This window comes from Pseudomonas pichavaramensis, from assembly GCF_050473265.1.
GTDB lineage: Bacteria > Pseudomonadota > Gammaproteobacteria > Pseudomonadales > Pseudomonadaceae > Aquipseudomonas.
Genome location: NZ_JBJKFJ010000011.1, coordinates 158519 through 180238 on the forward strand (window position 1 = coordinate 158519; position 21720 = coordinate 180238).

Here is a 21720-nt window from a genome sequence, read left to right on the forward strand (position 1 = left end):
TGGGGTCAGTCCTTGTCTTTTTTCAGCTTCGGATTGGGGAAGAACTGCACCGCCTGCACACCCGCGTCGGCCTTGGGTTTCAGGCCGCTGATGTTGACCCGGGTCGGCAGTTCCTTGGGCACCGAGTTGCCGCGGGCGTCGAGGGTGTCGGCGTAGCCGCACTTGACGCATTCGCGGTGCGGCACGTCGTCCTCGTTCCACATCTTGATGCTGTCGGGCTCGCTGCACGCCGGGCACACGGCGCCGGCGATAAAGCGCTTCGGGGTGATGTTGCTCATGCCGCCTCCTGGCTCAGGCCGAGGTGACGCAGCAGGGCATCGATGCTCGGCTCACGGCCGCGGAAGTCGACGAACAGCACCATCGGCGCCTGCGAGCCGCCACGGGCGAGAATGGCTTCGCGGAAGGCGCGGCCGGTGTCGGCGTTGAGCACGCCGTCTTCCTCGAACTTGGAGAAGGCGTCGGCGCTGAGCACCTCGGCCCATTTGTAGCTGTAGTAACCGGCCGCGTAGCCGCCGGCGAAGATGTGCGCGAAGCCGTTGGCGAAGCGGTTGTAGGCCGGCGGACGCAGCACTGAGACCTCGCTGCGGATCGCCTCGATCACCTGCTGCACATCGCGGCCGTCGCCATGAGTGGCGTGCAGCTCGAAGTCGAACAGGGAGAACTCCAGCTGGCGCACCATCATCAGCCCGGACTGGAAGTTCTTCGCCGCCAGCATCTTGTCGAGCATGGCCTGCGGCAGCGCCTCGCCGCTTTCATAGTGGCCGGAGATCAGCGCCAGGCCTTCCGGCTCCCAGCACCAGTTTTCCATGAACTGGCTCGGCAGCTCGACCGCATCCCAGGCCACGCCGTTGATGCCCGAGGCGCCGGCGTGTTCGACGCGGGTCAGCAGGTGGTGCAGGCCGTGGCCGAATTCGTGGAACAGGGTGGTGACTTCATCGTGGGTCAGCAGCGCCGGTTTGCCCGGTGCGGCCGGGGTGAAGTTGCACACCAGGTTGGCTACCGGGGCGATCAGCTTGCCGTGGGCATCGCGGCGCTTGTCGCGGGCACCGTCCATCCAGGCGCCGCCGCGCTTGTTGGCGCGGGCGTAGAGGTCGAAGAAGAAGCGCCCGACGTGCTCGCCGTTTTCGCTGATCTCGAACAGGCGCACGTCCGGGTGCCAGCTGTCGAAGCCGCTGAGTTCCTTGATCTGGATGCCGTAGAGCTTCTCGACGATGGCGAACAGGCCGCTGAGCACCTTGTCCACCGGGAACCAGGCGCGTACTTCTTCCTGCGACAGGCTGTAGCGCTGCTGGCGCAGCTTCTCGCTGTAGTAGCCGACGTCCCAGCTGTGCAGGCCGTCCAGGCCCTGCTCGGCGGTGAAGGCCTTGAGTTCGGCCAGGTCCTGCTCGGCGAAGGGTTTGCTGCGCACGGCCAGATCACGTAGGAAACTCAGCACCTGCTCGGTGCTGTCGGCCATCTTGCTGGCCAGGCTCAGCTCGCTGTAGTTGGCGAAGCCGAGCAGGGCGGCCAGCTCCTGACGCAGGTCGAGAATCTCGGCCATCAGCGGGCCGTTGTCGTTGTGTCCGGCATTCGGCCCCTGATCGGAGGCGCGGGTGCAGTAGGCGGCGTACACCTCTTCGCGCAGGGCGCGGTCGTCGGCGTAGGTCATCACCGCGTAGTAGCTGGGGAATTCCAGGGTGATCAGCCAGCCGTCGAGGCCCTTGGCCTGCGCTGTCTGCTGCATCTGTGCCTTGGCTGAATCGGTCAGGCCGCTCAGTACCTTTTCGTCGGTGACGTGTTTGGTCCAGGCCTGGGTGGCATCGAGCAGCTGGTTGGAGAACTTGCTGGTCAGCTCGGACAGGCGCATCTGGATTTCGCCGTAGCGCTTCTGCTGCTCGGCCGGCAGGTCGATGCCGGACAGGCGGAAATCGCGCAGGGCGTGTTCGAGGATGGTCTTCTGCGCCACGTCGAAACCGGCGGCCTCGGGGCTTTGCGCCAGCGCTTCATAGGCCTGGAACAGCGGCTTGTTCTGGCCCATTTCGGTCCAGTATTCCGACAGCTTGGGTAGGCAGGCTTCATAGGCGGCACGCAGCTCGGGGCTGTTGCACACCGCGTTGAGGTGGCTCACCGGGCTCCACGCCTGGCCCAGGCGCGCGCCCAGTTCGTCCAGTGCCAGCACCAGGCCGTCCCAGCTCGGGTTGGCCTGCTGCGCTTCGAGCAGCTGGGCGATGGCGGCGCGGCTGTCGGCCAGAATCTGCTCAATGGCCGGCTCGACATGCTCGGGTTTGATCTGCGAGTAGGGCGGCAGGTCGAAGTCTTGCAGCAGGGGATTGGTCGCGGTCACGGCGAGGCACCTGTAACGAGTGGAGATTGGGTGGGACGCAGGGTCGCGGAAATAATCCGCACGTCATAACCACCGACATGGGGTTCATCTTAATTACAATCAAGCTTTCCCGCAGCTTTGGAGATTTCTATCGTGGCGATTCGCAGCTACCAGCAATTCACCCCGCAACTCGGTGAACGGGTATTTGTCGATGCCAGTGCCGTGGTGCTGGGCGACGTTGAAATCGGTGATGACAGCTCGGTCTGGCCGCTGACCGTAATCCGTGGCGACATGCACCAGATCCGCATCGGCGCGCGCAGCAGCGTGCAGGACGGTAGCGTGCTGCACATCACCCACGCCGGCCCGTTCAACCCGGATGGCTATCCGCTGATCATCGGAGATGAAGTCACCGTCGGGCACAAGGTCACCCTGCACGGTTGCACCCTGGGCAACCGCATTCTGGTCGGCATGGGCAGCATCGTCATGGACGGTGCGGTGGTCGAAGACGAAGTGATCATCGGCGCCGGCTCCCTGGTGCCGCCGGGCAAGCGCCTGGAGAGTGGCTTCCTCTACGTCGGCAGCCCGGTGAAACAGGCGCGCCCGCTGACCGACAAGGAGCGCAGCTTCTTCAGCTACACGGCGGGCAACTACGTGAAACTCAAGGATCTGCACCTGGTCGAGGGTTACCACCTGTGAGCACCACCGAGCTGACTATCCGTCCCATCGAGGCCGCCGATTTCGACCAGGTCTGGCCGATCATCCGTGACGTGGTGCAGGCGCAGGAAACTTACGCCTACGACCCGGCCATGGATCGCGAGATGGCCTGGAAAACCTGGGTCGAGCTACCGCGCGCTACCTTCGTCGCCGAGCAAGGCGGGCAGATTCTCGGCACTTACTACATCAAGGCCAACGCCGCCGGCCCCGGCGACCACGTGTGCAACTGCGGTTACATGACCGCCCCGGCGGCACGCGGCAAGGGCGTGGCCAGCGCCCTGTGCCGCCACTCGCTGCAGATCGGCCGCGAGCTTGGCTTCAGCGCCATGCAGTTCAATAGCGTGGTGGCGAGCAACGAGGTGGCCGTGGCGCTGTGGCAGAAGCACGGTTTTGCCATCGTCGGTACCCTGCCCAAGGCCTACCGCCATGCGCGGCTGGGGCTGGTGGATTGCTATGTGATGTTCCGCTCGCTGAACCTTGCCTGAGCGCTGTTTCAACGCCAGTGGCGCAGTGGATGGGTATCCTTGCCGGTTCCATGATTGACCGTAAAGGATTGCCCCCATGCTTGCAGCCAGCCCGCTGGCGACACCTGAATGTGCCGCCCCGGACTCCCCGGAGACATTGCCGCGCGCCATGATGAACGTCGCCCTGTTGGTGGCCGGGGGGGTGCTGCTGTGCGGTTTGCTTGAGGAGGCGCTGTTCAGCCAGGCAGGATTTTCCACCGCGCTCTACTACCTGCCGGAGACCCTGGGCTGGTGGGCCGGGCATCTGCTGGCGGTAGCCCTGTGCACGTTCTGTCTGGCCCAGTCATATCTGCAGCGCCATGGCCTGGGGGATGGCCTGAACCGGCGCAGGCTGCTGCTGGCTTACGGCCTTGGCAGCCTGCTGATGTACATCGCGATGGCGCTGGTCTACCGCTTTGGTTTCTTCTGGCTATTCGAAAACGTCGACATCTGGGGTGAAGGCCAGCTGGCTGGCCCGCTGCTTCTGGTGCTGTTCGGCCTGCTGCAGTTTGTCGTGGAGATCGTTCTGCCGCTGTACCTGAGCCTGCATCTGCTGGCGCCGAAAGCGAGCGGGGCGGTGCCGGTCCGTCGGGTAAGTGGCAGCACCCTGGCGCTGTGCTTTGCCGGCGTGTTGCTGGTGGTGAATGTGAAGCTGACGGGTCAGGTGTTGCAGCTGCTCGATATGTTCGGCGTGGACTACGGCGGTGGCGTGTGGAATCAGCCGATCGTGCTGGCCAATGCCGGGTTATTGGCACTGGTCTGCTATGGCGCGGCGCGGCGTGCCCTGCCTGAGCGGGTCAGGGGCTTCAACCTCGGGCGTCTGCTGCTGGCCGTTGCGCTGACCCTGCTGCTCTATGGCTTCTACGCCGTGCTGGTCATTGCGCTGATGCAACAGCTGATCCTGGCCGGAGCGGTGTTCTGGCTGCTGATCGCACTGGTGGTTTTCGGCCTGTTGCAACTGGGGCTGTTCTGGCCGCTGACCCTGCTCGGCCTGCGCTGGGGTTATCGGCCGCAGGCCGCCTGAGGCGTTCGGGCGAAGGGGAGCGCTATTCGCTGGAGCAGGGAGTAGCGCTTTTGGGCGGTCTAATTTGGTAGCTCAGAAATATTTCTTTGCGCCTTTGTGTTCCTTCGACTGCTGAGCAAGCAGCCTCATGTAAAGAAATCGCCGTTTTCTTTATGCGTTGGGCGTTACGTGTAAAGAAAACGGCGTTTCTTTTACACGTTGTCTATTGCAGCCGAGCTGTCTGCTCCGCCACCAGCGCCCGAATCGCCCGCAAGCAACGCATTTCCCCTGCATGGGTGGCGCGCAGTTCCGGGCGTTGGGCTGCTAGCTCGGCGTTTTCCTGCTCTGTTTGTGCCAGCAATTCATCGGCGTGCGCGACGATGCGTGCCTGCATGCGCTGCAACTGTGCGTTGGCCGGGGAACGTTTAAGGCCCAGCGCTTCGGCGGCATCGAGCAGAAGCTGGCGGTCGATACGTGCCAGGTGCGATTCGCCAAGGATCGGCCAGGCCAGGGTGGTTGCCTGTGGCCAACGATCCTGGTCGAAGGCACGGGTTTCATAGACGGCGGTGCTCAGCAGGTCATAGAAGGGCGACAACTGCTGGCCGCGCGGGCCGACCAGAAAACTGATGTTCTTCAAGTGGGCATCGGTATTGCCGATCAGTACATTGAACAGCAGCCAGTTGAACAGGCGTGTGCGGGTAACGGCGGGAGCTGTGCTCAGCGTTAGTAGCTGAACGAGGCGTTCGATGCTGCCAGCCTGGTATTTGAAGTGGCGATCCAGGCCGAGCATCTGGCAGGCGTCGATGCTGTGCAGGCGTTGCCAGGTGTCGCCCTGTGCCTGGCGGTCGAAGCGCTCGATCAGGTAGATCGGCTGGGGCACGTAATGACGGCGGACGCTGGGTACGGCAAGGCCGACGCGCGCGGCGAGGCGCATGCAGAACCACTCGTTGATCACCGAATGGGCGAAGGCGGGCTCGGGGTGATCCGGTTTGAGGATATGTGTCGAGGGTGCGGCGCCGACGGGTTCATACAGCTCGCCGCCTTTGAGCACCACGGCCAGCTTGTGCTGGGCGCCGGCCAGTGACATTCGCTTGTGGGCTTCGTGGGTCAGTGGCAGGCGCGGCATGGCGATGATGCGTCTGGCCAATGCCTCATCCGTCAAGGCTCGCAGTTCGCCTGTCGGCAGTGTTTCGCCCGCTGGCAGAAGGGTCAATGAGCCGGCCGATTCGGCGCCGTAGTATGTCAGCAGGGCGAAGGCGTCGTTGGCCTCCAGGCGCGCATCGGCGGCCAGCAACTGGCGCTGGCCTTCCTCGGGCAGCAGGTTGTCAAAGTACCACTGCACTGGGCGTTGGCTGCTGTTGTCGACGATGCTGCCCTGTGCCCGTGGCAGGTTTGGGCAAAGGTCAAAGGCGGCCCAGTCGTCGGCATAGCGGAAGCTCCATACGCCATTGTCGTCGTACAGATGCCCCACCAGGCGATCACCGATCCAGGCCAGCAGCTCGCGATTCATGCGTCAGGCTCGCCGGAAAGACTTTCCACCTCATCCGGCAGATCGACGATCAAGCGCAGGCCGAGGCCGTCGAGCACCTGAAACAGCTTGCCCCACTGCACGCTTTCGCTACCGCGCTCGACCTTACCGAGAAAATTCTCGCTGACGCCAATGCTGCCGGCGGCGTCATCCTGGCGGATGTTTTGCGCCTTGCGCGTTCGGCGGACCAACTCGCCCAATTCGGCAGCGCTCTTGAGTGTGGTTTGCATATTAAATCCTCACGTTCGTAAGGAATCTGGCACGTAATACCTAGGTAGGCAAGATAATCCTCACGCTTGTGAGGATTTCTGCGTTCGCCAGTGTGTACTATCAATCAATCCTTACAATCGTGAGGATTGCTGCGCGCTGATTAAACCCAGAGCCTCGTAGTCGAGGTGGCTACAGCCATGGATGCGTGGGCCGTAGTTCAACGGCAGGGCTCCGAGCAGATTATCGGGTTGGCGCCAGATGCCGGCTTCCTCATCGCGGTGCAGGGCATCTTCACTGCCAAATAGCCCGCTCCCGAAATCACTACCTGGCTAGGGCTTTCCGGCTGGCTCTGCTTCTGTCGCCTGCCAGCCGCCACCCAGTGCCCGTGCCAGGGCCACGCCGCTCTGCAGGCGGGCCAGGTGCAGCTGGGCGCTCTGGTCTTCGGCGGCGTACAGCGTGCGCTGCGCATCGAGCAGGTTGAGCAGGTCGTCGGCGCCGGCCTGGTAGCGTTCCTCGGCCAGCTGCAGGGCGCGCCGGGCTTGCGCCTGCACCTGTTGCTGGGCCTGCCACTGGGCTTCGGCGCCGCTGCCGGCGTTGAGCGCCACCTGCACATCGGCAAAGGCTTCGACGACGCGCTGGCGGTAGCTGGCCAGCAGCTCTTCGCGGCGTGCGGCGCTGCGTTCGCGCTCGGCGGCCAGGGCGCCGCCGTCGAAGATCGGCGCGGTCAGGGCGGCGCCCAGCGAGTAGAGCGGATCGGCCAGCACCCGACTCAGGCTGGCCGCGTTGCCGCCGGCGCCGGCACTCAGATCGAGACGTGGCAACAGCGCCGCGCGGGCTGCGCGCAGGTCGGCCTCGGCAGCATTCAGCTGGGCTTCGGCGCTGGCCAGATCGGGCCGGCGCAGCAGCAGCGCGCTGGGCAGCCCGGGCGCCAGTTGCGGCGCCAGCAGGGCGCTGAGTGCGCTGGCCGTCGGCGCCGCCGGCTGGGCCTCGCCGAGCAATACGGCGAGGCTGCTGCGCAGGTCATCGGCCTGCTGGCGCAGGGCGGCGCGATTACGCTGCTGTTCGGCCAGCAGGCCGCGCTGCTGGGCCAGCTCCAGCGGCGTGGCGGCGCCGGCGGCGTAGCGCGCCTCGACGGTGCTGAGCAGGCGCCGGGCATTGTTCAGGTTGAGGTCGGCCAGGCGCAGGCGTTCGGCCAGCGCCACCTGCTGTAGCCAGGTGTCCACCAGGGTGGCGGTCAGGCTCAGGCGCAGGGCGTCGCGGTCGAAGCGGCTGGCTTGCAGGGTGGCCTGTGCGGCATCGCGTCCGGCGCCCAGGCGGCCCCACAGATCCACCTCGTAACTGGCCAGCAGGCCGGCGGTGTAGGCATTGCCGGCGCCGTCGCCATGGCCGCCGAGGCGCCCCTCGCGGCTGGCGCCGAGGTTGCCGTCCAGGCGCGGCAGCAGCGGTGCGCCGGCCGCGCGGGCGCTGGCTTCGGCCTGGCGCAGGCGTGCGGCGGCGCCCGCCAGGTCGTGGTTGGCGGCCAGCGCCCGGCTCACCAGGGCATCCAGTTCGCTGCTGGCAAAGGCGCGCCACCAGTCGTTGGCGGGCGCGCTGGCGTCCGTCTGCGCATGGCGCCAGGCGTCGGGAGGGGCGGGCAGATCGACGGGGGCGGCGTTATGCGTGGCGCAGCCGGCGAGCAGGGCGCTGGCGAGCAGCAGGGGCAGAGAGCGGAGCATGGGCAGTCCTGTCATTGCGCGGCGAGGGCCACGACCGGGTCGAGACGGGCGGCGGTGCGTGCCGGCAGGTAGCCGAACAGCAGGCCGGTGCCGACCGCGCAGGCGAAGGCCAGCAGCATGGCCGAGAGGGAGAACACCAGCGGCACGTCCCACCACAGCAGCAGGGCGCCGAAGCCGAGGCCGCCGGCCACGCCGGCGCTGCCGCCGAGCAGGGTGACCAGCACCGACTCGGTGAGGAACTGACGGAGGATGTCGCGCTGACGCGCACCGGTGGCCATGCGGATGCCGATCTCGCGGGTGCGTTCGCGCACGCTCATCAGCATCACGTTCATCACCCCGATGCCGCCGACCAGCAGCGACACGGCGGCGATCAGGCCGAGCATCAGGGTCATGCTCTGCCGCGTCTCGGCCTCGGCCTGCAGCTTGGCCGCCGAGTTGTACACGCGGAAATCCTCGCGCCCGTGGCGCTGGCGCATCAGCTCTTCCAGCGCCGTCTGCGCCTGGCCGACCAGCGCGCTGTTGCGCACCTCGATGGCGCCGTAGCTCTCGTCGCGCAGCTTGGGGAACACCCGCACCACGCCGGTGCTGTGCGGCACCAGCACCTGCTCGTCGGGGTAATTGCCGCCGGCCTCGCTGCCTTTTTCGCTCATCACCCCGATCACCTCGAAGGGCGCGCTGTTGATCAGGATGATCTGCCGCAGCGGATCGCCGCCCTCGGGGAACAGGTTCTGGTAGACCTCATGGCCGAGCACCGCCACCGGGGCGATCTCGTCATTCTCCGCGGCGCTGAAGAAGCGCCCGCGCGCCACCGGCCAGTGGTGAATCGCCGGCAGCTGTTCGCCGACGCCGAGCACCTCGGTCTGCAGCGCCTGCTGGCCGTGACGGATCAGTGCCGGGTCGCGCAGGATCGGCATCATCCGCGCCACCTCGCGCAGCTGGCCGATGGCGGCGAAGTCATCCATGGTGAGCACGCCGATCGGCCCGCCCGTGCGGGGCACGCTGCTGCCGATGTACATCATGTTGGCGCCCATCACGCCCATTTCGGCCACCACCTTCTGCCGCGCGCCTTCGCCGACGGCGAGCATGACGATCACCGAGGCCACGCCGATGATGATCCCGAGCAGGGTCAGCGCGGTGCGGAAACGGTGGATCAGCAGCACCCGCCAGGCGCTGCGCAGCATCTCGCCGAGCTCGGCGGTGAAGGTCGCGCCGTGGTCGCGGCCGGCATGCTGCAGGTCCGGCGGCGGCAGCGCATGCTGCGGCTGGGCGCCGCCGCTGTCGGCGATCACCTCGCCGTCGCGGACCTCGATGACCCGCCGCGCCTGAGCGGCGACCTCGCGGTCGTGGGTGATCAGGATGATGGTGTGGCCGGCGTCGGCCAGCTCGTGCAGCAGCGCCATCACCTCCTTGCCGCTGTGGCTGTCCAGCGCGCCGGTCGGCTCGTCGGCGAGGATGATGCGCCCGCCGTTCATCAGCGCGCGGGCAATCGACACCCGTTGCTGCTGGCCGCCGGACAGCTGCCCGGGGCGATGCTCCTGGCGCGCCTCCAGGCCCAGGCGCTGCAGCAGCTCGGCGGCGCGGGCATGGCGCGCGGCGGCCGGGGTGCCGGCGTAGATGGCCGGCACCTCGACGTTCTCCCGCGCCGACTCGGTGGCGATCAGGTGGTAGCCCTGGAACACGAAGCCGAACGCCTCGCGGCGCAGCCAGGCCAGCTGGTCGGCATCGAAGGCGGCCACATCCTGGCCGGCGAAGCGATAAGTGCCGGCGCTGGGGCGGTCGAGGCAGCCGAGGATATTCATCAGGGTCGACTTGCCGGAACCGGAGCTGCCGACGATGGCGACGAACTCGCCGGCGCGGATGCTCAGGTCGATTCCGCGCAGCACATCCACCGCCGGTGCGCCGTCCGTACCGCCATAGGTACGGCGGATGCCCTGCAGTTCGATCAGCGCAGTCACCACTGGAACCTCGGCAGGCCCTCGTCGGCCGCCAGCTCGCCGGTGATCAGGCGCTCGCCTTCCGCAAGGCCGGCGGTGATTTCCGCCACCTGGCGATCACGCGCGCCAACCTCGACCGCACGCGCCTCGGCCTGGCCGTCGGCGCCGAGCACGCGCACCTGCCAGGCGCCGGGGTGACCCTGCAGGGCGTCCAGCGGCGCGGTGAGCACGTCATCGGCGGTGGCGGTGACGAACACCACCTGCGCGGTCATCTGCGGCATCAGCTCGCCGTCGGCGTTGTCCACCTCGAACAGCACGGTGTACTGCACCACCTTCTCGGTTTCACTGCTGCTGGTGCTCGCTTCGCCCTGGCTGCCGGCCGGCACCGGCGGTGCCGGCAACACCTGACGCACCTCGCTGTGCCAGCGCCGCTGATCGCCGCCGAGGGTGGTGAAATACAGCGGCAGGCCGCTTTTCAGGCGGCGGATATCGGCCTCGGAGACGCGTGTCCAGCCGGTCATGCTGGAGAGGTCGGCAATGCGCATCACCGTCGGCGTCTGGTAGGTGGCGTTGAGGGTCTGGCCCTGCTTCACGTCCACGCCCAGCACCGACCCGGCGATCGGCGCATAGATGCGCGTGTAGCTCAGTTGCGCCTCGTTGCCGCGCAACCGCGCCCGCGCCTCGGCCACCTGGGCGCGCAGTTGCTGCAGGCGGGCCTCGGCCGAACGCAGCTCGGCCACGGCAATCTGCACATCCTCCTCGCGGGTCGCCTCGGCCCGCAGCAGGCGCTGCTGGCGACGGTGCTGCTGGCGCGCCAGATCAAGCTGCGCCTGCTGCTCGGCCTGCTGCGCGCGCAGCCCGTCGAGCGCGGCGCGGTCGGCCTCCACCGTGGCCTCGTGCAGGCTGGCATCGATCTCGGCGAGCAACTGGCCCTTCTCGACGTGGTCTCCCGGCTCCACCAGCAGACGCATGATCTGCCCGGACACCTGCGCGCCGACCTCCACCGAATGCCGCGGCTGCAAGGTCGCCATGGCTACCACGGTGGCCTCGACATTCCCGCGCGCTACCGGCTCGCTGGCATAACGCACCGCCGGCGCCCGGCTGAACCAGCCCGCCAGACTCAGCAGGAGCACCACGATTGCCGCCAGCCAGACCAGGCGGCGCGGAGAAAAGCGGGAAAACATCATGGACAAGCTCGACCTGAATGATCATCCGTGAGCCTGCGCAGCAGGTGCGCGGCGCAGGAAGTGAGATGCGGATCCTGAGGGGCCACCTGTAGGGGGTGGTGCGACAAGGGCGTCGGCAGTGACGCTCCACCTACAAAGACGGATGAGTCGCGCCGACCTGCTGTCCGTTTGTTCAGCTGAATGAAACAAAATATTTCATGAACGAAGCTGTTGTACGGCCCAACCCGCATTGGGCGCTGCTGACAATTGCCTTATCCTTGCGACCTCCCTGAGCTGCCGAAGCCTGACGTCCCATGCATCACTCCATCATCCTCTTCGATCTCGACGGCACCCTGACCGACCCGCGTGAGGGCATCACCCGCTCGGTGCAGTACGCGCTGGCCAAGCTGGGGATCGATGAGCCGGACCTGACGGCGCTGGAACATTTCATCGGCCCGCCGCTGTTGCAGTGCTTCATGAGCAGCTATGAACTGGACGAGGCTACCGGCTGGCAGGCGGTGAACCACTACCGCGAGCGCTTCAAGGTCACCGGGTTGTACGAGAATCAGCTGTTCGACGGGGTGCCTGCGCTGCTCGAGTCGCTGCAGGCGCAGGGTCGCACGCTGTATATCGCCACCAGCAAGCCGACGGTGTTTGCCGAGGAGATTGCCCGCCATTTCGGTTTTGCCCGTTACTTCAAGCGTATCTATGGCAGCGAGCTGGACGGCACGCGCACCAACAAGGTGGAGCTACTGGCGCACCTGTTGCAGAGCGAGGGGATTGTTGCGACAGAGGCGCTGATGATCGGCGACCGCAAGCACGACCTGATCGGAGCGCGCAGCAATGGTCTGCAGGCGGTGGCCGTGGGCTATGGCTTTGGCAGTCGTGAGGAGCTGGCAGGCGAGGCGCCGGCCTATCATTTCGACACGCTGGCGCAGTTGCACCAGGCATTCAACCGCTGAGGTTCGCGGCGGAGTCAAGGCAGGCGCGGTCGCCGTTTGTAGACATCATGGATTGCATCGCAACCTATTGAAGGCAATCCATGAGCTGATTAGTCATGAGCTTCAGCCGGACTGATCGAGCGCCGCTGGAGCAGCCCTGTAGCCCGGATGGAATCCGGGACGGCTTACCAGTGTCATGACACGGATCACATGTCGGCATGTGCTCGGTGCTTTTGGGTAGGGTGCGCTGCGCGCACCGCGAAGACCGCAGTACTTGCCTGGTGCGCACGGCACACCCTACGAAAAGCCGTCCGACCGACAGTTGATCTGTGGCGCAACACCAGGCCGCCCGATCTTTCCCGGCTTTCATCCGGGCTACCCGCTTGGCTGAGCATCGTTGCTAATCGGGATCCATGATGTCTGCAGCCAAGGTGCCCAAGGCCGCTTTTGCGGCACCTCGTCGCTACGGTAATCAGTCGTTGCGCTGGTAGATGATCTTCTTGCTGCCACCGTCGCAGCTGCCGACCACCATGCTCTGGTCCTGCACCTCGTCGTTGGGCACGATTTCCAGCGTGTAACTGGGCACGTTGTTGGCCTGAATCTTCACTTCGATTTCCTGCTTGAGTTCTTCGCAGGGTTTGGGCGCTGCCAGCGCTCCGCCTGCCAGCATCAGCAGGGCCAGGGCAGGGATGATCCGTTGCATCACGCTTACCTCCAGGGGTGTTCGAGACCTGTGAGGTTGGACTGGCAGATTGCCAAGCAGTTCTAGTGGTCTTGCTGCAGGGCCGTCAGCTTTGTCTGGCGCTCGGCATCCGGCAGGCGGCCCAGAGCGGCGACGGCTGCATAGAAGCGTGGCCAGTCCCGTCCTTCGCGAGCGAACAGTGCCGCGAATGCGGGCACCCACTGATCATAGAGGCCGAACGGCAGCAGCTTGGCGTTGTTCAACGGGCCTTCGACCCAGGCGTCGTAGCGCCCCTGGCCGCGCCATTGCTGTTGGCGCAGGGTCCGATAGTCGCGGCGCAAACGCTCGAATTCGGTCTGTTTGGCCTGGCGCATGGCCGCGACAGGCAGGTCGCTGGCGTAGAGCTGACGCAGACGCTCGCGGCTGGCCAGTACCAGTTCGACGAACTGCTGGCGTTGTTTATCGTTGCTGGCTGGCGGTGTTTCCCCGCGTGCGGCGTGCCACTGGCGCAGCCCCTCGTGCTCGACGAAGGTGGCGAACGACTCGTTGAAGGCCGTGTCGCCCGGCAGGTAGTACTGCTGGTGCGCCAACTCGTGGAAGATCACCGCCACCAGGCGCTCGTCGCTCCAGCGCAGCATGGTGTTGAGCAGCGGGTCATCGAACCAGCCCAGCGTGGAGTAGGCCTCGACGCCACCGATATAGGTATCCAGCCCCTGCTGTCGTAGCAGCGCGGCGGCGCCGCGGGCACGGCCTTGCTGGTAGTAGCCGCGGTAGGCGACGCAGCCGGCGATGGGGAAGCAGTGCAACTGCGGGTCGAGGGAGAACTCGGGCGTGGCGAAGACGTTCCACACCACGAAGGGGCGCTGCAGATCGGCATACAGTCGATAGCTGCGGTTGTCCGGCAGGTGCAGGTTGCTGCTGGCGAAGTCCCTGGCCTGCTGTGACAGTTGCAGGCGTCTGGCCAGGCCGGCGTCTGTCTGCAGGTCTTCCAGCATGCGTTCGACGGGCTGGCGTGCCTGCAGCAGTTGCCACTGGCCCTGGCCGAGATGGGCGTAGTAATCCAGTGTCGAGCAGCCGCCCAGCAGCAGGGCCAGCAGGGGAACCGCGATGCGCCGCAGCAGGTCGATGGAGGAGGTATTGAGCATGCGCTCACGCTAGCCGATCCGGGGGATTGGCGCCTAGTATTTTCCCTGTACCGATGCCAGCCCACAAAGCTGGTGCCCAAACCAGACCGGAGGCCGATATGCGTGCCTTGCTTGTTCTACCCGCTGCGCTGCTGCTCGCAGCCTGCGCTTCGCCCTTGCCTCAGCCCGATCCCCGCCAGGCCTGGGTCGAGCTGTATTCCACGGCAGACACCCTGTTGATGGCGGACCGCCTGGACGGCAAGCGCTGGCCCGACGGGCGCTACTTCCAGGTCACGCCTGGCAAGCACGAGCTGGAAACACGTTTTCAGTTCGAGGTGCGCAGTGGTTCGATCGGCATGCAGAGCGAGCCGCTGCGCATGACCTGCGAGATTCGCCTGCGTTACGACGACTTCGCCGCCGGCCAGCGCTACCGGGTCGAGGCCAGGCCGTTGCTGATGAAGGCGCAGGCCTGGCTGTACGACGATCAGCGCAACGTGCTGGCGCGTGGCGAGGTGTTGCGCTGCGGCACGGCGATCTAGGCGGCGGAACGCGTGGTGCGCACGGCGCACCCTGCAGACGCCGGTTCAGCTGTCGAGAACCACTTCCAGGGTGATCTTGGCATTGAGCACCTTGGAAACCGGGCAGCCGGTCTTGGCGGTTTCCACGGCCTTCTCGAAGGCTGCGCGGTCTGCGCCGGGGATTTTCGCCTGCAGTGACAGGTGCACGGCGCTGATCTCGAAGCCGCCTTCGACCTTATCCAGCGTGACCTCCGCTTTGGTGTCGATGCTTTCTGCGGTCATCCCCGCGTCGCCCAGCTCCTTGGACAACGCCATGGAGAAGCAGCCGGCATGGGCTGCGCCGATCAGCTCTTCGGGGTTGGTGCCGGGTTTGTCTTCGAAGCGGGTGTTGAAGCCGTAGGGGGAATCCTTGAGCACGCCACTCTGAGTGGAAATGGTGCCCTTGCCATCCTTGATGCCGCCCTGCCAGTGGGCCGATGCAGTCTTTTTCATGTGCGCTCTCCCATTGCTTGAACGAGGCCGCCGGAGTGGCGACCTCTCAGCATTCAGAGGGCGATGAGGCGCACAAGTTCGGACTCAGTCACGTTGCAGCTCGGCAACGATGTCGAAGGCGTGCAGGCGATCGGCGAAGTCGTACATGTCGCAGGTGAAGATCAGCTCGTCGGCGTCGGTCTGCTCCAGCAGCTGTTCCAGGCGTTGGCGGATTGTCGTCGGGCCACCGATGGCGGCCAGGCCGAAGAACTCGCTGACTGCCTGACGCTCGTGCGGCAGCCACAGGCCTTCCATGCTCGCCACCGGCGCTCGCTGCACCAGGCTCTGGCCACGGATCAGCGCCAGGATGCGCTGGAACGCGGACGTAGCCAGGTACTGGGCCTGTTCGTCGCTGTCGGCAGCCAGCAGCGGTACGCCGAGCATCACATAGGGCTTGTCGAGCACGGCCGAGGGTTTGAAGGTGTTGCGGTAGATACGTATCGCCTCATGCATGTAACGCGGTGCGAAGTGCGAGGCGAAGGCATAGGGCAGGCCCTTCATGCCGGCCAGCTGAGCGCTGAACAGACTGGAACCGAGCAGCCAGATGGGCACGTTGGTGCCGCTGCCGGGCATGGCGATCACCCGCTGACCGGGTTCCCGTGGGCCCAGGTAGGCCTGCAGTTCTTCGACATCGTTCGGGAAGTCCTCTGCGCTGCCATCGCGGCTGCGACGCAGGGCATGGGCGGTGTACTGATCGGCCCCGGGGGCGCGCCCCAGGCCCAGCTCGATGCGGCCCGGATACAGTGTAGCGAGGGTGCCGAACTGCTCGGCGATCACCAGCGGCGCATGATTGGGCAGCATCACCCCGCCAGCGCCCAGGCGAATGCTGGTGGTGCCGGCGGCCAGATAGCCGATCAGCACGGAGGTAGCGGAACTGGCGATGCCATCCATGTTGTGGTGTTCGGCGACCCAGAAGCGCTCGAAGCCGAGGCTTTCGACATGGCGGGCCAGGGCCAAAGAGTTGTGCAGGGCCTGCGCCGCGTCACCATCGTCGCGAATCGGCGCCAGGTCGAGGGTGGAGAGCTTGATCGAGGTCAATCGGCTCATGGGGAGTCTCCTCAGAACCTTTTTACGAGCTCGCGAGCTAGAGATCGCAAAAAGGTTAGCAATGCGTGGCCGGCTACTCTAACCCCTCGAGCTTCGGGTGCACACGCCCGCCCGGGCATAGTCATCATCGATGCGGATGATTCGCCGGCGTGCCCGCCGGTGACCAGGGAACCATCAGCGCTGGCCTCATCCGGAGCGCCCCTGACGTTGGCTCCAGAACTGCTCGGCCAGCAGTTGCAGGCGTGCAGCCAGCCCGGCCAGCTGTTCGGCACTGCCGTGGCTGCGGGCGCTGGCCTCGGCGGTGCTCTCGCAGGCCTGACGGATGCCGTGCAGATTGCGCTGGATGTCGTCACCTACCGCACTCTGCTGCTCGACGGCACTGGCGATCTGCAGATTCATGTCGCTGATCTGGCCGACCCTCTGGGTGATGCCAGCCAATGCGTTGGCTGCCTGGCGCGCCTGGTTTGCAATGGCCTGAGCGCGTTGCTGGCTCTCGGTCATTACGCTGACACTGCCATCGATGGTGCCCTGCAGGCTGCCGATGATGGCGTCTATTTCGCCGGTTGCGGCCTGGGTGCGACGCGCCAGGGCACGGACCTCGTCGGCGACCACGGCGAAACCGCGCCCGGCTTCACCGGCGCGGGCCGCTTCGATCGCCGCGTTCAGTGCGAGCAGGTTGGTGCGCTCGGCAATGTCACCGATGACGGTCAACACTTGGCCGATTTCCCGGCTGCTGTCGGCCAACTGGCGGACTTGGTCATGGCTGGATTGCAACTGGTCGACGAGGGTGGCGATCTGTCTGCGAGTCTCTTCCACCAGCTGTCGGCCGTCGCCGCTCTCCAGGTCCGCTGCGTTGGCCGCGCTGGCGCTGAGCTGGGCGTTGCGCGCCACCTCCTGGACACTCACCGCCATCTGCCCCATGGCGCTGGCTACCTGCTCGGTGTCCTGGCGTTGTTGCAGGGTGGCGCGGTTGTGGTGGTTCACCGCGTCGGCCAGTTGCCCTGCCTCACCGCTGAGCTGCCTGGCCGAGTCGGCGATGCGCCCGACCACTGCACCGGACTCGGCCTGCGCGCTTTGCAACGCGAAGGCGATGGCGCCGAAATCATCGCGCCGGCCGCTGTACAGATATTGGCTGAGCGGGTTGTCGGCCTGACGCCGCGCCTGTGCGGCAAGACCCTGCAGTGGCCGCAGCGTGTGATGGATCAGCCCGCCCAGCAACAGGCCCAGCAGTGCACCGGCTGCCAGCTGCGGTAGCAGTGGCAGGTCCAGCGCCAGGCTTTTGAGCAGGCCAGCTGCAGGCGGCAGCAGCAGGCCGAGCAGGGCCAGACGATGGCCCGGTTCCAGCAACGGCCGGCGCAAGGTGCGTGGCATTTTCCCTGCGCGCAGTTCGGCATAGAGCGCTTCGGCTGCGGCGATCTGCGCGTCGCTGGCGGCGGTACGTACCGACTGGTATTCGACCACCTGACCATCCTTGCGCATGGGGGTGACATAGGCGCTGACCCAGTAGTGATCGCCGTTCTTGCAGCGGTTCTTCACCAGGCCCATCCATGAACGTCCGGCCTTGAGCGTCTGCCACAGGTGGGCGAAGGCCGCCGGGGGCATGTCCGGGTGGCGCACCAGGTTATGGTTGTAGCCGATCAGTTCCTCTTCACGGAAACCGCTGATGGCCACGAAGTCGGTGTTGACGTAGGTGACCGCGCCTTTGAGGTCGGTGGTGGAGAGGATATTGGCGCGCGGCTGCACCGGGACCTGGCGTCCGCTCACCGGCAAGTTGAGTTTCATGCCTGCAATTCCTTTACGCCCTGCTGTTCGCTCAACTCACACCACAGCCCCTCGAAACAATCCTCGCCGCTGAGCAGCCGTTGCAGATCACCAGGGTCGCGCGGGCGGCTGAACCAGTAGCCTTGCGCGTAGTGACAGCCCTCGCTGCTGAGAAAACTCAGCTGCGCCTGCTTTTCTACGCCCTCGGCTACCACTGCCAGCCCCAGGCTGCGGCCAAGACCGATGATTGCCCGGCTGATGGCCTGCGATTCGGCATCTTGCGGTGCGCCGGCGATAAAGCTCTTGTCCACCTTGATGATGTGCAGCGGGAAGCGCTTGAGGTAACCGAGCGAGGAGTAACCGGTACCGAAATCGTCGAGGGCGAGCTTCACCCCCAGGCTCGCCAGCTCGCGCAGGCAGGCCAGATTCTGTGCGCTGTCTTCCATCAGCTGACTTTCGGTGATTTCCAGCACCAGGCAGGAGGGTGGCAAGCCGCTTTGCCGCAGGATGTCCGCGACCCGTGCAGAGAAATCGCTCTGTTGCAGCTGGCGGCTGGACAGGTTGACCGAGCAGCGCAGGTCCGTTTGCCCTTTGTCCTGCCAGTCACGGACCTGGCAACAGGCCTGCTGCAAGACCCAGTCACCGACCGCGAGGATTTCGCCGGACTCCTCTAGGCAGGGAATGAACTCCAGCGGAGAGATGTCGCGCCCGTCATGCTGCCAGCGCAGCAGTGCCTCCACACCGATGAGCTTTGGCTGGTTGCCATCAAGCTGGCAAATGGGCTGATAGGCCAGGCGCAACTCGCCGCGAGCACGTGCCTGTGCCAGAGCGCTTTGCAGCTCCAGCTGGCGCTGCGCCTGCTGCTGCAGCTCACTGCTGTAGCGGGCAAATTGTGCCTTGCCTGCGCTCTTGGCGCGGTACAGGGCCAGGTCTGCAGCCTGTAGCGGATCGAGTTCTTGACCGCCCTCCTGCAGGGCGGCGATGCCGATGCTGGCGCTGACAGCCAGGGTCTGGTCTTGCAGGCGCAGCGGTACATGCAGGCAGTCGAGCATGCGTTGGGCGACGCGCTCGGCGTCGTTCATGCAGGCCAGATCATCGAGCAGGGCGACGAATTCGTCGCCACCGAAGCGTGCCAGGTGATCGCCCGGGCGCAGGCAGTGACTGAGCCGCTCGGCCACCTCCACCAGCACGCGGTCGCCGGTCTGGTGGCCAAGGCTGTCGTTGATCAGCTTGAAGCGATCGAGATCGATGAACAGCAGGGCGACCTCTCGTGCCCCGGCTCGTTGGCGACGTTGCACGGCCTGCTGCAGCAGTTCCGCGAGGCGCGCGCGGTTGGCCAGGCCGGTGAGTGGATCGTGGCGCGCGGCGTGGTGCAGTTGCTCCTGAGCTGCGCGCCGTTGACTGATATCGCTCTGCGAGCCCGCGATACGGCGCAACCCGCTGCTGCAGGTATCGGCCACACCGCGCACCAGCACCCACAGGTAGCTGCCGTCACGGCGGCGGATACGGTACTCGTGGTTGAGGAAAGGCGTGAGGCCGCTCAGATGATTGTCGATGGCCTGGCGCAGGCCGGGCAGGTCGTCGCTGTGGACGCGGCTGAACCAGCTCTGGCTGGTGGGCGAGAGACTGTCGCGGTCGAGGTCGAGCATGCGGATCCAGCGCTCGGACAGATAGAGCTGGTCCTGTTCCAGCTGCCACTCCCACAAACCGTCGTTGGCCCCACGCATGGCACGGGCATAGCGCGCCTCGCTGTCTTGCAATGCCTTGCGCTGGGCTGCGCCGTAACTGTCCAGGGCCAGACCGATGTCGAAGAACACTTTCTTGATCAGGCTGGAGAAGCAGTCGCTGGCCACCGAGGAGCCAAGCAGTTCGCCGAGCAGCTGGTTCAGATACAGGCGATAGGCGCCCAGATACCACTTCAGGTCGACCCCGGTGCGCTGGTGTACCCAGCCAATGCGCAGGCGTTCCAGGACGTAGGTTTCGTCCGGCGGGCTTTGCCAGAGGCCGCGATAGTAGTCCGCCTGACGCAGCTTGAGCCTTTCGGTGGTGGCCGGATCGCCGAGCACCGCGGCTGGGGCCGGATAGTCGGCAAGTTGCTCGTAGAGCGTGTCGACGAAGTGCTGGTTGGTGCGTTCGACTCGCTGGGCACAGCGCGCCAGACGCTCGTTATCGACCTGACGCCAGTCGAGAAAACGCAGGCGTTGTTGCAGTTCGTCCAGGTCCGGTGCGATGTGTTGCAGCAGGTCTTGGAATTCTTGTTCGTTGCCCATCTCAGCCTCTTGCTTTTCCTCAGCGCAAAAAAAAGCGCCGCAGACCGCGCTCCCCGAAGGAAGGCGGTCTGCGGCGCTCTGTCTTGCAGGCCCTTTGTCCTGCCCGGCAAAGCCGGTCTCCGCGGTGGGCGGAACCTACTGCGGCTAGTTTTTACCGCAATTGTTCAGGGCGGACAACTCTTCGAGGAGCTGGCTCAGGCGCTTGCGCAAGTCGGCCAGCTGCGCGGATTTGAACGAATGCCGGCTGCGTTCCAGCACGTCGATGGCGTCTTCCAGGCCGGCGTGAACGTCGCCCAGGCTGCCCTCTGGCAGACGCTGCAGCCAGCGGCACAGAGGCTTGTGTCGGCAATCTCCGGGCGTCTCGATGATCTGGCACTGATCTGCCTGGTGATGCAGCAGATGTAACACCCGCCGACAGGACTCGGTGTTCGGCAGGCTGAGCAGCAGGTGAGTCGTAGGCATGGCAGTAACGCTATATAGCGAATGGCCATTAATGCTAGGGCGCGGATCGAGGTGACTCATTGACGCCGGTCAGTCCGGCCTCTTCTTGTGAGTGACTGTGCCGGTGTTCGCGAAGACGTTGCCGGGAGAGGGTTGCTAGCGTTGTGCGCATTGGGCCCGGTATTCACCCGGGGTCAGACCGGTCCACTGGCGAAAGGCACGGAAGAACACACTGGGTTCGGAGTAGCCCAGCAGCAAGGCGATTTCCGTTGCCGGCAGGTGCCCGTCGCGCAAGTGCTGTTCGGCCAACTGGCGGCGGGTGTCGGCGAGCAGTTGCTGGTAACTGCAACCCTCATCGGCCAGGCGCCGCTGCAGGGTGCGTTCGCTGAGATTCAGTGATCGCGCCAGCTCCGCGCGATCCGGCTCGCCATGGGCCAGTTGCTCGCCGAGCAGACCGACCACCCGGGCGCTGAGGCTGGCGCTGGGCAGGCGGGCGAGCAGGGTTTCAGCGTGCTGACGCAGTATCTGCTGGAGCGGCGGATTGGCCTGGATCAACGGCACCTGGCACAGATCGCGTGGCAGGACGATGGCGTAATCGTCACTGGCAAAATGCAACGGACAGGCGAATACATCCGCGTAGGGGGTCAGATCATCGGGCTGCGCGTGGCGGAAGCGCGCTTCGAGCAGGTGAAAGCCATCCAGCAGCGGCAGAGTCGTCTGCACCCAGCAGGCCATCATCGCCAGCACGCGGATGCGGGTCGCCGAATGCTGCGGGTGCAGCGGGCGGTATAGCAGCGCCACTGCGTCGCCGCGCTCCTCGACCTGGAGTTCACCGCCTTCGCCGCCCAGCCTTTGATAGCGCAGGGCTGCATGCAAGGCATCAGCGAGGGTCGCGCTGCTCTGCAGCAGATAGCTGAGTACGCTGAAGGGTCCGGGCGCCAGATTGCGGCCAAGCAGCAGGCCAGGTTCTGGCTGTTGCAGACGCGCTGCGAGTTCCTGCCACAGGTCTTGCTGGACGCTGAAGCGGATGCGTGCATCGGGATCGGCGAGCTGTTCCTCACGCAGCTTGCAGGCACTCAGCAACGCCTGGCGATCAAGCCCGAGGCGGCTGGCAGCATGCAGGACTGCCTGGGTCAGGCTGGCGCTGACCGAGGCCTGCGAAGAGTCGGGAAGCTGGTTCGGCATCGCCCGATTCTGCCCAATGCCGACAGCAGGCGATAGCCCGTGCGGAACATAAGCAGTTACCAGCGATTGTTCGACAGCGCGTGCATATTCGCCGTGAGCGGTTAGACTTCCCACCCGGACGTCGCTCACAAGGCGCGCTCGCTCA

Annotated in this window: 20 protein-coding genes; 5 read left to right on the forward strand and 15 right to left on the reverse strand. The window is 65.7% G+C overall.

Annotated elements, in window-relative coordinates; translation table 11 throughout:
- Positions 1-5: 5 nt before the first annotated feature.
- Together ACJRW5_RS18435 and prlC are read right to left on the reverse strand one after the other, a co-directional pair.
- Complete coding sequence (locus ACJRW5_RS18435; RefSeq protein ID WP_484571944.1) at positions 6-278, reverse strand: YheV family putative zinc ribbon protein; 273 nt, start codon at positions 276-278, stop codon at positions 6-8.
- Positions 275-2323, reverse strand: a complete 2049-nt coding sequence (gene prlC, locus ACJRW5_RS18440) for an oligopeptidase A (RefSeq protein ID WP_484571945.1) — start codon at positions 2321-2323, stop codon at positions 275-277. The genes ACJRW5_RS18435 and prlC overlap by 4 nt, the downstream gene beginning before the upstream one ends.
- 132 nt (positions 2324-2455) lie before the next feature.
- On the opposite strand from prlC, the gene ACJRW5_RS18445 reads away from it, so the two are divergent.
- The 3 genes from ACJRW5_RS18445 (at position 2456) to ACJRW5_RS18455 (ending at position 4543) form a co-directional block, all read left to right on the forward strand.
- Positions 2456-2998 carry a gamma carbonic anhydrase family protein gene (locus tag ACJRW5_RS18445; RefSeq protein WP_484571946.1) on the forward strand — a complete coding sequence of 181 codons (543 nt, stop codon included), beginning with the start codon at positions 2456-2458 and terminating at the stop codon, positions 2996-2998.
- Positions 2999-3009: 11 nt separating this feature from the next.
- A complete protein-coding gene (locus tag ACJRW5_RS18450) occupies positions 3010-3501 on the forward strand; it encodes an N-acetyltransferase family protein (protein ID WP_484571984.1) in 492 nt (163 codons plus the stop codon).
- Between the two features lie 76 nt (positions 3502-3577).
- Positions 3578-4543 (forward strand): hypothetical protein, encoded by a 966-nt coding sequence (locus ACJRW5_RS18455; protein ID WP_484571947.1) that lies wholly within the window; start codon positions 3578-3580, stop codon positions 4541-4543.
- A gap of 202 nt (positions 4544-4745) precedes the next feature.
- Here ACJRW5_RS18455 and ACJRW5_RS18460 read toward each other — a convergent pair whose 3' ends face one another.
- The 5 genes from ACJRW5_RS18460 to ACJRW5_RS18480 form a co-directional block, all read right to left on the reverse strand.
- The gene (locus ACJRW5_RS18460) at positions 4746-6032 is read right to left on the reverse strand and encodes a HipA domain-containing protein (RefSeq protein ID WP_484571948.1); all 1287 of its coding nucleotides are present in this window, start codon (positions 6030-6032) and stop codon (positions 4746-4748) included.
- Positions 6029-6280 carry a helix-turn-helix domain-containing protein gene (locus ACJRW5_RS18465; protein ID WP_484571949.1) on the reverse strand — a complete coding sequence of 84 codons (252 nt, stop codon included), beginning with the start codon at positions 6278-6280 and terminating at the stop codon, positions 6029-6031. Before ACJRW5_RS18465 ends, ACJRW5_RS18460 begins: the two co-directional genes overlap by 4 nt.
- Before the next feature lie 309 nt (positions 6281-6589).
- Entirely contained in the window at positions 6590-7975 is a 1386-nt protein-coding gene (locus ACJRW5_RS18470) for an efflux transporter outer membrane subunit (RefSeq protein ID WP_484571950.1), read from the reverse strand.
- Positions 7976-7986: 11 nt separating this feature from the next.
- Entirely contained in the window at positions 7987-9933 is a 1947-nt protein-coding gene (locus ACJRW5_RS18475; protein WP_484571951.1) for a MacB family efflux pump subunit, read from the reverse strand.
- Positions 9927-11096, reverse strand: a complete 1170-nt coding sequence (locus ACJRW5_RS18480) for an efflux RND transporter periplasmic adaptor subunit (RefSeq protein ID WP_484571952.1) — start codon at positions 11094-11096, stop codon at positions 9927-9929. The genes ACJRW5_RS18475 and ACJRW5_RS18480 overlap by 7 nt, the downstream gene beginning before the upstream one ends.
- Positions 11097-11389: 293 nt before the next feature.
- Between ACJRW5_RS18480 and ACJRW5_RS18485 the strand changes: the two genes are divergently transcribed.
- Positions 11390-12037, forward strand: coding sequence for an HAD family hydrolase (locus ACJRW5_RS18485; RefSeq protein WP_484571953.1), 648 nt, complete (start codon positions 11390-11392; stop codon positions 12035-12037).
- A 451-nt stretch (positions 12038-12488) separates the two neighbouring features.
- Here the strand turns inward: ACJRW5_RS18485 and ACJRW5_RS18490 are convergent, their stop codons facing one another.
- Both ACJRW5_RS18490 and ACJRW5_RS18495 read right to left on the reverse strand, forming a co-directional pair.
- Positions 12489-12719: a DUF1161 domain-containing protein gene (locus ACJRW5_RS18490; RefSeq protein ID WP_484571954.1), complete on the reverse strand. Its 231-nt coding sequence runs from the start codon at positions 12717-12719 to the stop codon at positions 12489-12491.
- Between the two features lie 62 nt (positions 12720-12781).
- Positions 12782-13843 (reverse strand): aminopeptidase, encoded by a 1062-nt coding sequence (locus ACJRW5_RS18495; RefSeq protein ID WP_484571955.1) that lies wholly within the window; start codon positions 13841-13843, stop codon positions 12782-12784.
- Between the two features lie 98 nt (positions 13844-13941).
- Here ACJRW5_RS18495 and ACJRW5_RS18500 point away from each other — a divergent pair, with 98 nt between their 5' ends.
- The gene (locus ACJRW5_RS18500) at positions 13942-14361 is read left to right on the forward strand and encodes a PA0061/PA0062 family lipoprotein (RefSeq protein ID WP_484571956.1); all 420 of its coding nucleotides are present in this window, start codon (positions 13942-13944) and stop codon (positions 14359-14361) included.
- A gap of 45 nt (positions 14362-14406) precedes the next feature.
- On the opposite strand, the gene ACJRW5_RS18505 is transcribed toward ACJRW5_RS18500, so the two are convergent.
- From ACJRW5_RS18505 to ACJRW5_RS18530, 6 genes are all read right to left on the reverse strand, one after another.
- Positions 14407-14832, reverse strand: a complete 426-nt coding sequence (locus tag ACJRW5_RS18505) for an OsmC family protein (RefSeq protein ID WP_484571957.1) — start codon at positions 14830-14832, stop codon at positions 14407-14409.
- An 84-nt stretch (positions 14833-14916) separates the two neighbouring features.
- The gene (locus tag ACJRW5_RS18510; protein WP_484571958.1) at positions 14917-15918 is read right to left on the reverse strand and encodes an LLM class flavin-dependent oxidoreductase; all 1002 of its coding nucleotides are present in this window, start codon (positions 15916-15918) and stop codon (positions 14917-14919) included.
- Between the two features lie 186 nt (positions 15919-16104).
- Positions 16105-17700, reverse strand: a complete 1596-nt coding sequence (locus ACJRW5_RS18515) for a methyl-accepting chemotaxis protein (protein WP_484571959.1) — start codon at positions 17698-17700, stop codon at positions 16105-16107.
- Entirely contained in the window at positions 17697-19949 is a 2253-nt protein-coding gene (locus ACJRW5_RS18520; RefSeq protein WP_484571960.1) for a putative bifunctional diguanylate cyclase/phosphodiesterase, read from the reverse strand. Before ACJRW5_RS18520 ends, ACJRW5_RS18515 begins: the two co-directional genes overlap by 4 nt.
- Positions 19950-20093: 144 nt before the next feature.
- Positions 20094-20411, reverse strand: a complete 318-nt coding sequence (locus ACJRW5_RS18525; RefSeq protein WP_484571961.1) for a hypothetical protein — start codon at positions 20409-20411, stop codon at positions 20094-20096.
- A gap of 135 nt (positions 20412-20546) precedes the next feature.
- Positions 20547-21575 (reverse strand): AraC family transcriptional regulator, encoded by a 1029-nt coding sequence (locus tag ACJRW5_RS18530; protein WP_484571962.1) that lies wholly within the window; start codon positions 21573-21575, stop codon positions 20547-20549.
- Positions 21576-21720 lie beyond the last annotated feature (145 nt).

Coding starts and splice junctions, on each gene's coding strand:
- ACJRW5_RS18435 (WP_484571944.1), bottom strand. CDS start 278: ATGAGCAACATCACCCCGAAGCGCTTTATCGCCGGCGCCGTGTGCCCG.
- ACJRW5_RS18455 (WP_484571947.1), top strand. CDS start 3,578: ATGCTTGCAGCCAGCCCGCTGGCGACACCTGAATGTGCCGCCCCGGAC.
- ACJRW5_RS18460 (WP_484571948.1), bottom strand. CDS start 6,032: ATGAATCGCGAGCTGCTGGCCTGGATCGGTGATCGCCTGGTGGGGCAT.
- ACJRW5_RS18465 (WP_484571949.1), bottom strand. CDS start 6,280: ATGCAAACCACACTCAAGAGCGCTGCCGAATTGGGCGAGTTGGTCCGC.
- ACJRW5_RS18470 (WP_484571950.1), bottom strand. CDS start 7,975: ATGCTCCGCTCTCTGCCCCTGCTGCTCGCCAGCGCCCTGCTCGCCGGC.
- ACJRW5_RS18480 (WP_484571952.1), bottom strand. CDS start 11,096: ATGATGTTTTCCCGCTTTTCTCCGCGCCGCCTGGTCTGGCTGGCGGCA.
- ACJRW5_RS18485 (WP_484571953.1), top strand. CDS start 11,390: ATGCATCACTCCATCATCCTCTTCGATCTCGACGGCACCCTGACCGAC.
- ACJRW5_RS18490 (WP_484571954.1), bottom strand. CDS start 12,719: ATGCAACGGATCATCCCTGCCCTGGCCCTGCTGATGCTGGCAGGCGGA.
- ACJRW5_RS18495 (WP_484571955.1), bottom strand. CDS start 13,843: ATGCTCAATACCTCCTCCATCGACCTGCTGCGGCGCATCGCGGTTCCC.
- ACJRW5_RS18500 (WP_484571956.1), top strand. CDS start 13,942: ATGCGTGCCTTGCTTGTTCTACCCGCTGCGCTGCTGCTCGCAGCCTGC.
- ACJRW5_RS18505 (WP_484571957.1), bottom strand. CDS start 14,832: ATGAAAAAGACTGCATCGGCCCACTGGCAGGGCGGCATCAAGGATGGC.
- ACJRW5_RS18510 (WP_484571958.1), bottom strand. CDS start 15,918: ATGAGCCGATTGACCTCGATCAAGCTCTCCACCCTCGACCTGGCGCCG.
- ACJRW5_RS18515 (WP_484571959.1), bottom strand. CDS start 17,700: ATGAAACTCAACTTGCCGGTGAGCGGACGCCAGGTCCCGGTGCAGCCG.
- ACJRW5_RS18520 (WP_484571960.1), bottom strand. CDS start 19,949: ATGGGCAACGAACAAGAATTCCAAGACCTGCTGCAACACATCGCACCG.
- ACJRW5_RS18525 (WP_484571961.1), bottom strand. CDS start 20,411: ATGCCTACGACTCACCTGCTGCTCAGCCTGCCGAACACCGAGTCCTGT.
- ACJRW5_RS18530 (WP_484571962.1), bottom strand. CDS start 21,575: ATGCCGAACCAGCTTCCCGACTCTTCGCAGGCCTCGGTCAGCGCCAGC.